Genomic DNA, 15489 nt, shown 5'->3' with positions numbered 1-15489 from the left:
GGCGCAGAGGTGATAAACCCGCGCCCTCGCACAGAGATATTGATGCATTATTATGAATTCCCGACAGCAAACCATTTTACAATTGGTCATTGATAAAGGCCGAATGAGCGTTGCCGAGCTGGCAAAAATGTCCGGCGTATCAGAAGTGACCATTCGCCAGGATTTAAACCTGCTGGAGAAGCAAAGCTACCTGCGGCGAACCCACGGTTTTGCCGTGCCGCTGGATAGCGAAGACGTTGAAACAAGGATGATGAACAATTTCGCCCTCAAACGCGAACTGGCGGAGTTTGCCGCTTCGCTGGTACGCCCCGGTGAAACCGTATTTATTGAAAACGGCAGCAGCAATGCATTACTGGCGCGCGAACTGGCCACTCAGCCCGACATCACTATTATTACCGTCAGCAGCTATATTGCTCATCTGCTTAAAGAGACGCCGGGAGAAGTTATCCTGCTGGGCGGTATCTATCAGAAAAAAAGCGAAAGCATGGTAGGCCCGTTAACCCGCCAGTACATTCAGCAGGTGCATTTTAGCAAAGCGTTTATTGGCATTGATGGCTGGCAGCCTGAGACCGGTTTTACCGGACGAGACATGATGCGTTCCGATATCGTCAATGCGGTGCTGGAAAAAGGCACTGAAGCCATTGTGCTGACGGATAGCTCAAAATTTAGCGCCACCCATCCCTACCCGCTGGGGCCAATGAGCCGATTTAATCGGGTTATTACCGACGACAACCTGGCAACGGAAAAACAGCTCCAGCTTGAACAGGCTGGACTCACGGTAAATATTGTAAAACGTCCTTAAATAGTCAGCCCGATGCTCCCGCGCATCGGGCACGCCCCCTGCCCCTTATGCAGTAACCCGCCTCGCTATAAGAGTATTCTGATCCCTGATTTAAGACTTTTTAACCTGTCGATTACATCACAAAGTCGTAAACTTGATGTTAGCGATATAACAGGAAGTAACTATCACTTGCGTGACCTTTAGCAACAAAATTTACAACCTGCGCAACAAGTTTCATGGAGAACACTCAGCCTCTTAAGACAGCGGCTATAATTAAAGTGCTTTTTCCATGAATAGATAATTCAGGAGAAATAAAATGACGTCAATGAACAAAAAAATGACTGCTGCTGTTTTAGCTGTAACGCTGGTAATGTCGTTAAGTGCGTGTTCTAACTGGTCTAAACGCGACCGTAATACCGCGCTGGGTGCAGGTGCAGGTGCAATTGGTGGTGCCGTATTATCAGACGGTAGCGCGCTGGGTACGCTGGGCGGTGCCGCTGTCGGTGGGATTATCGGCCACCAGGTTGGCAAATAAGTTTTTAATAAATAAAAGGGCTCCGATGCAAATCGGGGCCCTTTTATTTTGTGTGGTTCCCGCCGTCGCGTTGCTCGAACGGGCTACCGGTGGACGTAGGCCGGATAAGCCAAAGCCGCCATCCGGCAATGTATGCGGTCATGCCTGATGGCGCGCAGCTTTCAGGCCTACGGACTACGGACACCGGTAGCCCGGGCGCACGCAGTGTCCCCGGGAAGGCAAGCCGCTTAACCGCCCGCCAGTTTCACCTTCATGCCTTTCGCTTCAAGCAGACTTTTCAACAAATCGCGCTTGTCGCCCTGAATCTCAATAACGCCGTCTTTAAGCGAACCGCCACAACCGCATTTCTTCTTCAGTTCAGCCGCAAGCTTTGCCAGCGCATCATCATCAAGATCGATGCCGGTAATCAGGCATACGCCCTTACCTTTACGCCCACTGGTCTGGCGCTGGATACGGACAATACCGTCCCCCTTTGGGCGCTCGGCGACAACTTTCGGTTCATCAATACGCCCGCTTTCGGTCGAATAGACCAGACGGCTGTTTGCGTCACTCATTACGCCCCCAGATTTAACGATGCATTAATATCACGCAGGGTCTGCGCCGGGTCGGCGGACTGCGTCACCGGACGGCCGATAACCATATAGTCAACGCCCGCAGCCTGAGCCTGTTCAGGCGTCATAATGCGGCGCTGATCGCCCGCCGCGCTGCCCGCAGGACGAATGCCCGGAGTAATCAGTTTAAATGACTGACCTAGCTCCTGCTTAAAGCGTACCGCTTCCTGCGCTGAACAGACAACGCCATCCAGACCGCAGCGTTGCGTCAGTGCCGCCAGCTTCGCCGCATAGTCCGCAGGTGACAACGTCACGCCAAGATCGAGCAAATCGCTCGACTCCATGCTGGTCAGCACGGTGACCGCAATTAACAGCGGCGCATCCTGACCAAACGGAACCAGGGCTTCACGCGCCGCGGTCATCATTCTCGCCCCACCAGAGGCATGTACGTTCACCATCCAGACGCCCAGATCCGCGGCGGCGGCTACCGCATGCGCCGTGGTATTGGGAATGTCGTGGAATTTGAGGTCGAGGAAGATATCAAAGCCGCGCTGCTGTAAGTCACGCACCAACTGTGGGCCAAACAAGGTAAACATCTCTTTGCCGACTTTTAAGCGGCAGTCACGCGGGTCAATCCGGTCAACGAAAGCCAGCGCCTTATCGCGATTATCATAATCGAGGGCGACAACAACGGGCGAGGAAGTAACGACACGGGAAGAAGATGAAGCAACAGACATGACTGGACCTTCTTATTGATGGGCACGCAGGGTGCGGAAAAGGTAAACGGGCAGCATTCTACCTGCGCGACCCGGCAGGCACAATGCCGGAGTCGGCTCAAGGGCAGAAATGTAGGCGTATTATCGCTTTGAGGGGCGTTTAGAATGGCTACTGACCGTCAAGGCCACGGATAGGTTTGATCGTTGACCACGCGCGACACGATGGGCAGTGCCAGTACATGGTATAGGCCGTAAAGCCACATTTCTGGCAACGATAGCGCGGCTTGCTACGCACCTGTTCTCCCACCATGTCACGCAGCACCATCAGGCTCTCTTTCGCGCGCCCTTCTTCCGCTTCATTCAGGTGGTAGTCCATCAGCTTGTGGAACACGCGCATCGTAGGATGGCGCTGAAGCTGGCGCGTGACGTAGGTTTGTGCAACGTCGCTGCCTTTGTTTTGCTCCATCACCTGCGCCAGCATTAATTCCGCCGTCGCGCCGGTGTTTTCTTCCACACAACGTTGCAGGAAATGTTCCCAATCGGCATTTCTGTCCAGTTGCTGATAGCAGGTTTGCAGCATTTCCAGCGTTTCGCTGACCAGCTCTTTATCCTGATTGATAACCTTCAGCAGGCTGTCCATGGCTTTCGCATAGTCACCTTTCGCTATCCACGCGCGCCCCATCATAATCGAGACGCGAGCGCTGGACGGGTCTGCCGAGGCGCCGCGCTTAAGCAACGACAATGCTTTATCCAGCTCATCGTTGCCCATTTGCTGCAACGCCAGTTCACACCAGAAATGGGCAATTTCGCCCCGATGTTTGTCTTTACCCAGCTTCACCAGACGTTCAGCAGTCTCAATGGCTTTTTGCCAGTCGCTGGTTGCCTGATAGATTTGCAGGAGCTGCTGCAATGCGCTGATGCGAAATTCGGTTTCATCAACCAGCTGGCTGAACATGTCTTCCGCGCGGTCGTACATGCCGGCCGCCATATAGTCACGCCCCAACTGCTGTACCGCCAGCAAACGCTGGTCATAGGTCAACGAGGCGCTTTCCATCAGCGTCTGGTGAATACGAATTGCCCGGTCTACCTCACCGCGCGAGCGAAACAGGTTCCCCAGCGTCAGGTGAGCTTCCACGGTGCCGGTATCCTCTTTGAGCATATCGAGGAACAGGTCAACCGCTTTGTCCTGCTGGTTGCTTAAAAGAAAGTTTACCCCTGCCACGTAATCACGTGACAAGCGGCTCGCTTCGTCCTGTTTGGACTGTTGTGCACTTCTGCGCCCCATATACCAGCCATAGGCGGCGGCGACGGGTAAGAGCAGAAACAACAACTCCAGCATAAATGATTATTCCTTTGCCATTGGTGTCGCAGGGGTCACCGGCGCAACCGTTTCTGGCGCAATTTGATGTTCCAGTCGTTTAATTTTACGTTCCGCACGCAGCAGCGAGACGCGCACGCGCAGCCAGAACAAGCCACAAACCAGCCAACCAATAGCAAAGCCAACGGCAAACAGCACCGCCAACAGCGTCGAAATTCTGAATTCACCCTGCGCCAGTAAATAATTAAAGGTCACAAGCTGATCGTTTTGCGCGCCCAGCGTCACTGAGATGACGAAAATCGCTAACACCAATAAAAAAATGAGTAGGTATTTCACATTACTTCCCGTTATGTGGCTTCAGCAGCGTGTAAACAGCACCTAGCCTTATAAAATAACATCTTCACCGCGACGACGAAATGGAAAAGCGTGTCGTAAGACAAGGATCTGTGGGTATGAACAATGAAAATCAACCCTTTCTCGTATTTCCGGTCGTCGCGCCCTTTTTTATGTCTCTTTTTCCAGCGGCCCGCAATACCGGCGAACTATCCACAGCGCCAGGGTGGCCAGTACCCATGAGATAGTTGTCGACACCATCAGATCGAGCGGCCAATGCATCCCCAATAGCAGACGGCTGCCCATCACCGTAATCGCCCACACCATGATGGCCGCCACCACCCATACCCGACGCCTTGACCATAGCAGCCCCGCCGCCAGCAGCGCCCAGGTGGCAGCAAACATCGTGTGCCCGGAGGGAAACGCAAAACCGGTCTCTTTTTGCCAATGATGGCGTAAAAACTTAGGGATAGTCTGCTGCCCGGATAGCTGTTCTTTCACCAGCGCCGCGCGTTCACTGCGCTTCAGCGCATAAAAATGCGCAACCGGAACGCGTTGCGTATTTTCCAGCCACACGACAAAGGGCCGCGGTTCTTGTACCTGGGCTTTCACCAGCGATTTAACACCTTGCCCGCCGACCACGGCAGCGCTGAGCGCGAGCACCAGAATAACCGATGCGCGTAAACCGGGGCGCAACAGCCAAAGACACAACGCACACAGCAACAGATGCGTGATAATGCCCCACGGCTGCGTGACCGTTTCAGTCACCGCATACAACGCTTTCAACCCTGCGCCACTTTGTCCTGGCAACCACTGCCAACCGGAGATCCAGATTCCCAGCGGCATCATAAACAGTATGGCTGCCGCTATGAAGGTTCGTACCGCAATGACGCGCATTTCTTTTCCTTTTTCCATCAATGTCACAACGTTAGCTGAAAATATATTGTCAAAATTGTGCGTTTTTACCGACGGTTGCCCGCGCACCATTAGGTGAAGTAAAGCACGTTGTGGCAAAATAAGGAAAACAGAAAGCGCTGCTAGCGCTGAGATAATCTGGAGAATCACATGCAGCTTAAACGTGTGGCAGAAGCCAAACTGCCAACCCCTTGGGGCGATTTCCTGATGGTGGGCTTTGAAGAACTGGCAACCGGGCACGATCACGTCGCGCTGGTATTTGGTGATATTACTGGGCAAACGCCCGTGCTGTCTCGTGTTCACTCAGAATGTTTGACCGGCGATGCATTATTTAGCCTGCGCTGTGACTGTGGTTTTCAGCTCGAAGCTGCCCTGTCACATATTGCGGAAGAAGGTCGTGGGATCCTGCTGTATCATCGTCAGGAAGGTCGTAACATCGGCCTGCTGAATAAGATTCGTGCCTATGCGTTACAAGACCAGGGCTATGATACCGTTGAAGCCAACCACCAGCTTGGTTTCGCCGCCGACGAACGCGATTTCACACTGTGCGCCGATATGTTCAAACTGCTGGGCGTTGACGCAGTACGTTTGTTGACCAATAACCCGAAAAAGGTCGAAATTCTGACTGAAGCGGGCATCAACATCACCGAGCGCGTGCCGCTGATTGTCGGACGTAACCCGAAAAATGCCCACTACCTTGATACTAAGGCTGAGAAGATGGGGCATTTGCTGAATAAATAATCCTGGCTGAGATCGCCGTTTAAATATAAACGGCGATTATCCTCTCTTCATGGTTTTTTTAGTGCCCTTTCTTCATAGCCCTACTGTTGCGGCTCTCTCAAGGGCGTATCTTCACTATCAGCACCAATGCTTTTTTTAATTTCCAACGCCCTCTGCTTGCAAAGTGCTTCGGTTTTGGCGTAAACAGCCCCAGAAGAAATAATGCTCGTGGAATCACATTTATAGTAATCAGTGCCTAAGGGATAGATTAATATAATGAATGATAAAACTAATCCTAATACCATAGCGCAGATGCCATATGCAACCAACGGTACACTAAATTTTATAATAATAAACTTAGCCAGATTCATTGGCGGTGTGCCTACGGGGAACAGACCACAAATCAGAACAAAATCAGCGACGACAGCCGTAGGTAAGATCAGAAAAAGGGGGATAGCTTTTGGATCAAACGAAACATAATCGGCACTATGAATAAGATCACTCACATCTTCAATGACGGTTGTATAAATTAAATAAATCATTCCAGTTACAAAGCAAATAATCAATGAAATTCTCAGACCATCCGTAATAAGCTTTATATTCATCACTGACCTGCATTAATCATTGACCATAAATATGGGTTGCTACGTTTGAGATTCCACTCCTGTATCTTACGATGTTCTGCCAGTCCCTTCTTAATACTTTCTATTAATTTTGGCGACAATTGATATGATTTATCCAAACTATATAAACCATAGGTAATCGCCACCCCTAAAGATACTACAAAAAATATAGTTACTGATATGGGAACAACCGAACTAACGAACATTGACATTGCCGTACCACCAAATACATTAACCGCAATCCTGGTTAAAAATAACGAAACAATCGCCTTAGCCACATCCATCGTAATATTACCAATAAACTGCGCAACGTCGTGTGCAGAAGAGAAGATCAACTCAGCGATCCGTACCGCCCCAGCAAAATAGATACAGAATCGTGTACCGCTTATCACCCCTTCTGAAATCCCTGCTTTAGTGATACTAAGCTCCAGTATTTTGAGATTATTTAAGCTGTAACGTGTTCCATTGATAATGCGCCTCAATGATGGATAGCCGGTCACCTTGATATAAACAACTCCCTTATGGATATACGAGATAGCTTTAATGCCTAAACTCTTAAGATTGAATACCAGTTTCCCTGAATCATGATAACTGATTAGCTTGACAATATTTTTACCTCCAGTGAGCGTATCTTTAATATTCCCCGCATACGTTGTGCCAATATTATAGAAACTATTAACAACCGTATAGGCTTCATCCAAAGTCAGCAATAGAATATGCTCAGTATTTTTGTGGAGAACATCTTCCAGCCCTAACGTGTTCAGTAAATAAGGATGCTTTGGCGTTAACTGGTTAACAGGCACCTTGCCGCGCAATGAATCCCCCAAATACTCTTCCCAGGATGAGTTTCTTAATTCAGATTTACCTACCTTTCTCATCGATTGATTAATCTCCTGTTAGATTGGCCATTATTGATGCACCAAACACATTCACAAAACAAATACCTTTCGCATTTCTTATAAATATTAAAAGCAGTGATTCACCGCCCATAATATATAACCGATAGATAGCCTTCAATATTTATTATCGCAAACATCAAGTCAACTTATTAACTTTATTGAAACCAGATAAAATAATTCACTGAAACAATATAATTTAAATGACTTATACATTAGATTATTTATTAGCATCAACCGATGACAGAGTTAAATAGACTCGTTAGCTAAGTAGTGGCATTGAACAAGCCCCTGCTCATCGGTTTCACTAATCATTCACTTTATTCGCCGTTTATTCATATAAACGGCGACCTTCCCTTAAAGCGAAATATTCTGCTCACTCTGCGCGTCAAAGATATGGCACTTCACCATATCAAATCGGAACCATACCGGGCTGTTCAACCCTGCGTCGAGGATCGGCCTTGCGTGATCCGATGGCATGCGCGCAGTCATCTCAAAATCGCCTACCTGCATGTACAGAAAGAACTCATGGCCCATATTTTCTACTCGGATAAGCGTTCCTCTGCCACAGCCCTCAGCAAAGGGCTGCGTTGACACGCTGACATACTCTGGACGTATCCCGAAGTAGACCTCTTTATCGACATAGTCCGCCACTTTACTTTGCTGTTGCGCACTAAGCGGTAGTGTGTCGTGGCCGACGGTAATGTGCAACCCGTCCTCTTTGTTAACAATGCTGGCGGGCTTAATGTTCATTTCAGGCGCGCCAATAAACCCGGCCACAAACATATTTTGCGGATAGTGATAGAGATTATCTGGCGTATCGACCTGCATGATATGCCCCAGTTTCATCACGCAAATACGATCGCCCATGGTCATCGCTTCCGTCTGATCGTGCGTCACGTAGACCGTGGTCGCCGGCTTACCGGATTGCTTTAGCTGTTTGTGGAGATCGGAGATACGAATGCGCATGGAGGCGCGCAGCTTCGCGTCGAGGTTTGATAGCGGCTCATCAAACAAGAACACGTCCGGCTTTTTGACAATCGCGCGCCCTACCGCCACGCGCTGCGCCTGGCCCCCGGAAAGCTGGCGTGGCAGACGATCCAGCAAATCCTCCAGTTCGAGAATTCTGGCGGCTTCATTCACCTGTGCATCAATCGTCGCTTTCGGCAGCTTGCTGAGCTTCAGGCCAAAGGCCAGATTCTCTCGGACCGTCATATGGGGATACAGGGCATAGTTCTGGAACACCATGGCAATACCGCGTTCCTTCGGCGCAAGATTATTGACGATTTTCTCACCGATCCGCACTTCTCCGCCGCTAATGGTCTCCAGTCCGGCCAGCATGCGCAGGGTGGTCGATTTCGCGCAGCCCGACGGCCCGACAATCACCATAAACTCCCCTTCCGCAATGTTAAGATCGATCCCATGTACCGCTTTGAAGCCGTTGGAGTAGACCTTTTCGAGTTTTTTAAAAATCACTTCAGCCATGATAGTTCCCTCTTAACCTTTAATTCCGCTGCTGGAGACACCCTGGACGAAGTAACGCTGTGCCAGGAAAAAGACAATGATGGACGGCAAAATGGAGATACTTGCCATTGCCAGAATTTCGTTCCACGGCGCGCCCTCGGTGACGTCGATAGACATTTTCAGCGCCAGCGCAATCGGATATTTATCCACGCTGTACACATAGATCAGCGGGCCGATAAAGTCGTTCATCGACCACATAAACTGGAACAGCGCTACAGAAATAATCGCGGGTTTCAAAATAGGCACCACCACGAACCACAGCACCTGCCAGGAGTTACAGCCATCTATCTGCGCGGCTTCTTCCATATCGCGCGGCACACCGCGTAAAAACTGAATCAACATAAACACGAAGAAACCTTGCGTGGCGAAAGCCGTGGGCAAATACAGCGGAAGATAGCTGTTGAGCATGCCCATTTCGCGGAACATCAAATACTGCGGAATAAGCAACACGGTACTCGGCAGCAGCATGGTAGTGATGAGCGTGGCGAACCAGAATTTCTTCCAGGGGATCTCAAAGCGGGCAAAACCGTACGCCACGATGGTGGACGAGATAACGGTCAGGACAACTTTCGGAATGACATATTTAAACGTGTTGATCATGTAATGGCCGAAGTTATATTCCGTCCCGGTTTTCCAGCCGTTAATGAAGCCATCCCAGGTCGTGTGAACGGGCCACAGATTGAGCGTGGTAAAAATTTCATGATTGGGTTTAAACGATGCCGAGAACATCCACGCCAGCGGATAGAGCATCATCAGCCCGACCACCAGCAAAATAAAATAGCGAAGTGAGCGGCTTATTTTTTCGCGGCGCAGGGTACGAGCCACTTCGCGCGCGGCCTCCTGCTCGGTAGATGACATTGCTTGCAGCTCAGCCATGTTTGCCTCCCTTATCGGCAGAGTAGAACACCCAGTATTTCGATGACTTAAAGGCGACCGCCGCAAAGACGGCGACAACCAGGAAAAGCACCCATGCCAGCGCAGCACCGTACCCCATATCAAAGTACTTAAAGGCGGTGTCATAGATGTAAAGTGAGAACAGATAGGTGTAATAGGTCGGGCCGCCGCCGGTAATCACGTATGGGCCGGTGAACTCCTGGAAGGTGCCGCTGGTTTGCATAATGAAATTGAAGAAGATAACCGGCGTAATCAGCGGCACGGTCACTTTCAGGAACATCTGCCACTTCGACGCCCCGTCGATCATCGCCGCTTCATATTGCGATTGCGGCACGTTTTGCAAAGCGGCCAGAAAGATAACCATCGCCGAACCAAACTGCCAGACCCGCAGGAGCGTGACCGAAATCAGCGCCAGCGACGGTTCGCCAAGCCAGTTAATCGGGTCAACGCCAATCACCGCCAGCATGCTATTGAATAGCCCATCAATGGCAAACAACGCCCGCCACAGCACCGCAATCGCCACTGAACTGCCGAGAATAGAGGGGATGTAGTAAGCGGTGCGGAAAAATCCAATGCCGCGGAGCTTAAAGTTGAGGACAAACGCAATCCCCAACGCAAAGGCGAGCTTGACCGGTATGGTCAGGAACACATAAATGAAGGTGACCGCCATTGACTTCCAGAATAACGAGTCTTCCGTCAGCATATAACGGTAGTTTTCTATACCAATAAACTGCGGCGGGCTCATCAAATCATACTGGGTAAAACTTAATAGAAATGATGAAACAAAAGGGAATGCCGTGAATACCAGCAACCCTATTATATAGGGTGATATCCATGCCAGACCTAATAATTTATTCTCGTTCATAGATTCCTCTAATATAATAAAGAAACGCAATATCACTCATCGTCAGGATAGGATGAGGGAGTGATCTTTATCACATTTAATAATGGCTAATAAAAATTAGCTGTGAGCACAAGCAAATTAATGAAAAAACATTTCATTTTTTAAGGATTAAATCCTATAGTCTGGAAATAATTTCTTTTCCTGATAAGGCTATTTCCATGGCACTGCGTCGTCATGCAACCTATTTTCCTGATAACGCGTCACTGATGATTAAGCACATTGCTGACCAGGACATCTGCCCACTGCACGCCCACGACTTTTATGAAATGGTGTGCGTCTCCTCCGGTAGCGGGATGCACGTCATCGACGGTATCTCGTGGCCGATTAGCTGCGGTTCGGTATTTATCGTGGCACCTCATGAGGAGCACTATTTTGAGAAAGTGGAAAAGCTCTCCCTGCTCAATATCCTGATTCACCCCGATTTTATGACCGATACCTTACTTTCGCTATTGACCGACTTCGCGCCTGAGAAACAATTTATGGCGACTCATCAAGCAATTGTACATAGTGCATTTTATACCAACCTATTAAATGAAGAATTAACCCATGATTTACCGCATCGCGCCATCATGCTGGAAACGCTATTTACGCAATTAGCCATATTCCTGCAGCGTGGACACGTCAGCCAAACCATCAATAATTATGCTAAAGAAGATTCAATTATTAATCTCCTGAATTACTTACATCACAATTATGCTAACGATCAATTAAGTATCGATTATCTGGCGCAGAAATTTAATATTCAAAAGCGGATGCTAGAGCGTAAAGTACAATCTATTACCGCACTAACTCCCAATGATTACATTACCCATGTCCGGTTATGCCACGCGATGAACCTGCTGGTCACCTCCCAGCAGACGATTACCGATATCGCCTACCAGTGCGGTTTTAACGATAGCAACTACTTCTCCCATCGCTTTAAACTGTTCTTTGGCATTCCACCGCGTACCGTCCGCAAATATGGACTGTTTCCGTTGATAAGCCATCGCACGGCTCTTCAGTCCTGAGGTGAAGAGCCTTTGCGCCACTCAGATAAACAGGTTCTGATACTCAATTAACGCCAGCATCGCCATCGCCTGACCGTATGGCATGGTGGTACGTTCGATGTTGCGGTAATAGTCGAGATCTTTGCCCATGCCGGTGCCAAATGAGACATTTTGCAATTCACCCTGCGGGGAAATTTGCCGCATCACGCCCTCCGCTGCCGCAACTCCGGTCGCCAGAAAACGCTTGTCGATATAGCGCTTACGCACCGCTTTCAGAATACCGTAGGCAAATCCTGCCGAAGCGGAAGACTCCAGATAGGAGGTCGGATCATCGAGCAGCGTATGCCAAAGCCCGCTTTCCCCGTCCTGACGCGCAGCCAGCGCCTCAACCTGCCGCGAGAGTTGCCCCAGCAAGAATTCACGCACCGGGTCGCCTTCTGGCAGATTGAGCATTTCAATAAAATCAGGGATGGCGACCGTCACCCAACTATTGCCCCGCCCCCACAACGCTTTGGCGTAGTGATGACGGCCTTCAAAATTCCAGCCGTGATACCAAAGCCCGGTTGGCGCATCGCACAGATACTGCGAATGAAGCAGGAACTGTCGTTTGGCCTCCGCCACCCACTCCGGTCGGTTAAGCACCAGACCGGCTTTGGCGAGCGGCATGACGCTCATCATCAGCGTATCGTCCCATAGCTGTTGATGATGGGCGTAGTTAAAGGTCATATGCTGTAAACCGCCAAGCTCAGTGCGCGGCATGTCATACATCACCCAGTTGGCCCAAATCTCGATATAACGCCGCCACGGCGTATGCCCACTTTCTTCATAGAGCGCGGCTAGCGTGAGCATAGGCGCCATCGTATTGACGTTTTTAGTGGGCGTACCTTCTTTAAAGCGATCGCTGAACCACTGCTCAACGATAGCCTTCCAGCGCGGATCACGCGTTTGCTGCCAGTATTGCCACAGCCCATAAAGGCCAATGCCATGCGTCCACTCCCATCCGCACCAGCCTTTGGTATCAACCACGCGGCCGTCCGCCAGCGTCATCAGAAATGCGCCATTTTCATCACGAATGTTGACCAGCGCATCAATGAGACTTTCCGTTATTTGCACCGTTTGCGCGGCGTTAAATTGCAGTTGTTTTCTGTCCATATTGCCTCTCATTTCATCGGTGCATGTTTGCGTAATGCACGTTTCGCGGTACGTTCGAACTCTTTTGCCGCATCTTCGGCGCTGATTTTGCCGTAATCGATTCGCTGGGTAAGATCCAGCCAGTACTGTTCTATCTCAGGATTTTTAAAATACGGCGAGATGTAGACGTGGTCAGACGGCATACTTTCTACCAGCTTGAGACCGGTGACCACCGGGTCGTCCGGCTGGGCGAGATTATTTTTTATCACGTAATCAGCAGCGGCTTTACTCACCGGGAACCCGCGCTCCAGCCCCATCAGCTGCACGCCTTCCGGTTGGTTGACCATGAAATCGAGCAGCATTGCCGCCTCTTTCGGATGCTTTGTGTTACGGCTGATGGCGAAGATCATCGACGGTTTGATAAACAGCCCGGCATCTTTGGCCCCCGGCAATAACGGATATGGCCCGACTTCCAGCTTCGCAGGCGGCGTCAGGGTATCTTCATACTTCGCCACCGCTGAGCTCATCAAGTTCGACCCACCAAATTCACCCTTGATCCACGGTTTCATTTCAAAAGGTTGTGCTTTACCAAACGATTGAATGTACTTCTGGCTCGGTAACACATGTTCTGCCACCAGTTTCTGGTACACCTGGACAAACTCCAGCCACTGCGCCTCGCTATAGGTAAACGCCCCTTTCTCATCAAGCATCGGCTGATTGTATTTCTGCACCATCCACGAGTTAATAAGCTCCATTGAGGTGGTGACTATCGCTGGATAATAGTTGTCACCCAACTTCTCTTTAAATACCCCTCCCGCGGCATACAGCTCATCCCAGGTTTTAGGGTAAGCAAGGCCCGCCTTTTTCCAGGTTTCAGTGTTGTAATACATAATCGGCGCTACCAGCGAGACGGGCAGCCCCTGAACTTTACCGTTGACCGTCACGGTACCGAGTTTGCCGGTATAGTTGTCGAGCCCAACCTCCTGGCGTAACTGGTTAAGATCGTAAAATCCGTCCCCTGAACGCGAAAATACCTGGATCCAACTCCAATCAAGTTGCATCACATCCGGTTCATTCTTTCCGGCAATTTGCGTCGACAGTCGCGACACGAAGCCATCCCAGCCGGTGTATTCCGCTTTGATCTTGATATTGGGGTGTGCCTGTTCAAAAGCGCGAAGGGTTTTTAACGTATTCTGGTGACGCGAGTTCGCCCCCCACCAGGACACACGTAAGGTCACTGTATCAGCGTCATCCGCCATCACCGGGCCGGTTGATAGCAATGCGCTGCACGCGAGCAGTACAGAAAAAGCGATTTTTTTCATGACAATCCTCCTGTCAGGAGAGCGGAAATATCCGCCAGATAAACGGCGGGTAATCCGTCGCGGTCAGAGGTGTAGAGCACCTGGCGTAGATCCGGGCTAAATGAAGGGTGTGGATGGGATGCCTGGCATTGGCCATCAATAACCCGCCAGGAGGTGTCGTGGCGGGTTATCTTACGGGTATGCTTCACCGCTGGCTCAAACAAATACAGCCACGGGTCGGTGAGCGCCGTGTAGCCACCATTGTCGGTTAAATCAACGGGCGTTCCGCAGCCATCGCCCACCAGCAGCGTTCCATCATAGTTGCTCATCAGATGCGAACAGGCTGGCATTTCCATCACCTTCTCGCTGCGGCGACTCCCGGCAATGGTCTGGCAAATATGGCGTTGATGGGTTTCTTTGTGTAAGGAGACAAACATAATGCGCGAACCATCCGGCACCCAGAATTCATGGGTGAAGGTTTCATTCTCCGCCTGGCTAATCGGCGCGCTTTTCCCCGTCTGGCGGTCAAACAACCAAATACGATTACGAATAAGATCGTGTGGTCCTTCATGGCAGAACATGATGGTATCAGTATCATTTGGGCGAAAACCCGGATGTCCCAGCCAGCGCGGTTCTTCAAACAAGACTTCTGAGCGACCGGAAGCCAGATCGACAATTTCGCAGCGCGTAGTCGGATTCATATGATATTGGCGCTGAAAATCATCCCAGTCATTCAACGGTAGCCAGGTCTGCGCAGACAGCGACATGCCGATCATTTTGCTACCCGTGCTATCCGGCGCCCATGCGCTGGTGCTGACCCATTGTGCGGGCAATTCGTACAGTACCTGTTCTTGCAGCGTGTCCAGTTCTACCCGCACAATCTGGCGGTTATGACGCATAAGAATAAGCGCCCGATCGTCCTCGGTTATGAAGCCATCAAAACTGTTATCCCCCTCACCTTCCGTGAGTTGACGCAGCGTATGGTGTTCGAGATCGAGCAGCCAATAGTTCCAGTTTCCCTGATCAACACCGCCGATCAGTAACTGCATCCCTCCTTTTAGAAAGCATTTCTGATAGAAATAGTTACGATGAAAAATACGCTCCTGCGGGGTCAAGCGCTCCACGCGGACGTGGGTCACAGGATCAATTTGAGATGTAAAGGTCAGCGGAGTGACATCACCCTTTGCCATAGTTTCCTCAATTTCAGCAGTGTTCGGGTTGGTTCAGATGCTCCCGTTGGATAAAGCGTACGGGAACGACCTCAGGATGCCTCTGCGCTTCCACGATAACCTTTGAAATAAAGACAAAGCCCATCTTCAGGATGACGCAATAATTAAGGTTGCTTAAATATCATTAATTAT

General features: G+C 50.2%; 17 protein-coding genes. 4 read left to right on the top strand and 13 right to left on the bottom strand.

What is annotated here, in order from left to right; genetic code table 11:
- The first annotated feature begins 52 nt into the window (after positions 1–52).
- Positions 53–802 (top strand): DNA-binding transcriptional regulator YciT, encoded by a 750-nt coding sequence (locus tag ACIPDS_RS02970; RefSeq protein ID WP_166514036.1) that lies wholly within the window; start codon positions 53–55, stop codon positions 800–802.
- A gap of 295 nt (positions 803–1097) precedes the next feature.
- On the top strand, positions 1098–1316 hold the full coding sequence (gene osmB, locus ACIPDS_RS02965) for an osmotically-inducible lipoprotein OsmB (RefSeq protein ID WP_400732446.1): 219 nt from the start codon (positions 1098–1100) through the stop codon (positions 1314–1316).
- A gap of 227 nt (positions 1317–1543) precedes the next feature.
- Here the strand turns inward: osmB and yciH are convergent, their stop codons facing one another.
- The 5 genes from yciH to pgpB all read right to left on the bottom strand — a co-directional run bounded on the left by yciH (position 1544) and on the right by pgpB (position 5131).
- Positions 1544–1870 carry a stress response translation initiation inhibitor YciH gene (gene yciH / locus ACIPDS_RS02960; RefSeq protein WP_400732444.1) on the bottom strand — a complete coding sequence of 109 codons (327 nt, stop codon included), beginning with the start codon at positions 1868–1870 and terminating at the stop codon, positions 1544–1546.
- Positions 1870–2604: an orotidine-5'-phosphate decarboxylase gene (gene pyrF, locus ACIPDS_RS02955; RefSeq protein WP_400732441.1), complete on the bottom strand. Its 735-nt coding sequence runs from the start codon at positions 2602–2604 to the stop codon at positions 1870–1872. The genes yciH and pyrF overlap by 1 nt, the downstream gene beginning before the upstream one ends.
- Positions 2605–2752: 148 nt before the next feature.
- Complete coding sequence (gene lapB / locus ACIPDS_RS02950) at positions 2753–3922, bottom strand: lipopolysaccharide assembly protein LapB (protein WP_400732439.1); 1170 nt, start codon at positions 3920–3922, stop codon at positions 2753–2755.
- A gap of 6 nt (positions 3923–3928) precedes the next feature.
- Complete coding sequence (locus ACIPDS_RS02945; protein ID WP_062777713.1) at positions 3929–4237, bottom strand: LapA family protein; 309 nt, start codon at positions 4235–4237, stop codon at positions 3929–3931.
- Positions 4238–4405: 168 nt separating this feature from the next.
- Positions 4406–5131 carry a phosphatidylglycerophosphatase B gene (gene pgpB / locus ACIPDS_RS02940; protein ID WP_400733431.1) on the bottom strand — a complete coding sequence of 242 codons (726 nt, stop codon included), beginning with the start codon at positions 5129–5131 and terminating at the stop codon, positions 4406–4408.
- 168 nt (positions 5132–5299) lie between these two features.
- Here pgpB and ribA point away from each other — a divergent pair, with 168 nt between their 5' ends.
- Positions 5300–5890: a GTP cyclohydrolase II gene (ribA, locus tag ACIPDS_RS02935; RefSeq protein ID WP_400732436.1), complete on the top strand. Its 591-nt coding sequence runs from the start codon at positions 5300–5302 to the stop codon at positions 5888–5890.
- Positions 5891–5970: 80 nt separating this feature from the next.
- Here the strand turns inward: ribA and ACIPDS_RS02930 are convergent, their stop codons facing one another.
- The 5 genes from ACIPDS_RS02930 to ACIPDS_RS02910 form a co-directional block, all read right to left on the bottom strand.
- Positions 5971–6474 carry a hypothetical protein gene (locus ACIPDS_RS02930; protein WP_400732433.1) on the bottom strand — a complete coding sequence of 168 codons (504 nt, stop codon included), beginning with the start codon at positions 6472–6474 and terminating at the stop codon, positions 5971–5973.
- Complete coding sequence (locus ACIPDS_RS02925; protein ID WP_400732430.1) at positions 6474–7370, bottom strand: hypothetical protein; 897 nt, start codon at positions 7368–7370, stop codon at positions 6474–6476. The genes ACIPDS_RS02930 and ACIPDS_RS02925 overlap by 1 nt, the downstream gene beginning before the upstream one ends.
- 375 nt (positions 7371–7745) lie before the next feature.
- Positions 7746–8873, bottom strand: a complete 1128-nt coding sequence (locus ACIPDS_RS02920) for an ABC transporter ATP-binding protein (protein ID WP_400732428.1) — start codon at positions 8871–8873, stop codon at positions 7746–7748.
- Between the two features lie 12 nt (positions 8874–8885).
- The gene (locus ACIPDS_RS02915; RefSeq protein WP_400732425.1) at positions 8886–9788 is read right to left on the bottom strand and encodes a carbohydrate ABC transporter permease; all 903 of its coding nucleotides are present in this window, start codon (positions 9786–9788) and stop codon (positions 8886–8888) included.
- Positions 9781–10671, bottom strand: a complete 891-nt coding sequence (locus ACIPDS_RS02910; RefSeq protein WP_400732423.1) for a carbohydrate ABC transporter permease — start codon at positions 10669–10671, stop codon at positions 9781–9783. The genes ACIPDS_RS02915 and ACIPDS_RS02910 overlap by 8 nt, the downstream gene beginning before the upstream one ends.
- Positions 10672–10868: 197 nt before the next feature.
- On the opposite strand from ACIPDS_RS02910, the gene ACIPDS_RS02905 reads away from it, so the two are divergent.
- Positions 10869–11717: a helix-turn-helix domain-containing protein gene (locus ACIPDS_RS02905; RefSeq protein ID WP_166514045.1), complete on the top strand. Its 849-nt coding sequence runs from the start codon at positions 10869–10871 to the stop codon at positions 11715–11717.
- Between the two features lie 21 nt (positions 11718–11738).
- On the opposite strand, the gene ACIPDS_RS02900 is transcribed toward ACIPDS_RS02905, so the two are convergent.
- The 3 genes from ACIPDS_RS02900 to ACIPDS_RS02890 are packed head-to-tail and all read right to left on the bottom strand — an operon-like array spanning position 11739 to position 15318.
- Positions 11739–12848, bottom strand: coding sequence for a glycoside hydrolase family 105 protein (locus ACIPDS_RS02900; RefSeq protein ID WP_400732419.1), 1110 nt, complete (start codon positions 12846–12848; stop codon positions 11739–11741).
- Positions 12849–12856: 8 nt separating this feature from the next.
- A complete protein-coding gene (locus ACIPDS_RS02895) occupies positions 12857–14149 on the bottom strand; it encodes an ABC transporter substrate-binding protein (protein ID WP_400732416.1) in 1293 nt (430 codons plus the stop codon).
- Positions 14146–15318: an oligogalacturonate lyase family protein gene (locus ACIPDS_RS02890; RefSeq protein ID WP_400732413.1), complete on the bottom strand. Its 1173-nt coding sequence runs from the start codon at positions 15316–15318 to the stop codon at positions 14146–14148. Before ACIPDS_RS02890 ends, ACIPDS_RS02895 begins: the two co-directional genes overlap by 4 nt.
- Positions 15319–15489 lie beyond the last annotated feature (171 nt).

Origin of the sequence: Kluyvera sp. NPDC087067, assembly GCF_044745165.1 — a bacterium.
GTDB lineage: Bacteria > Pseudomonadota > Gammaproteobacteria > Enterobacterales > Enterobacteriaceae > Kluyvera.
The sequence above is the reverse complement of the archived record's forward strand: the minus strand, read 5'-3'. Positions and strand labels throughout refer to the sequence as shown.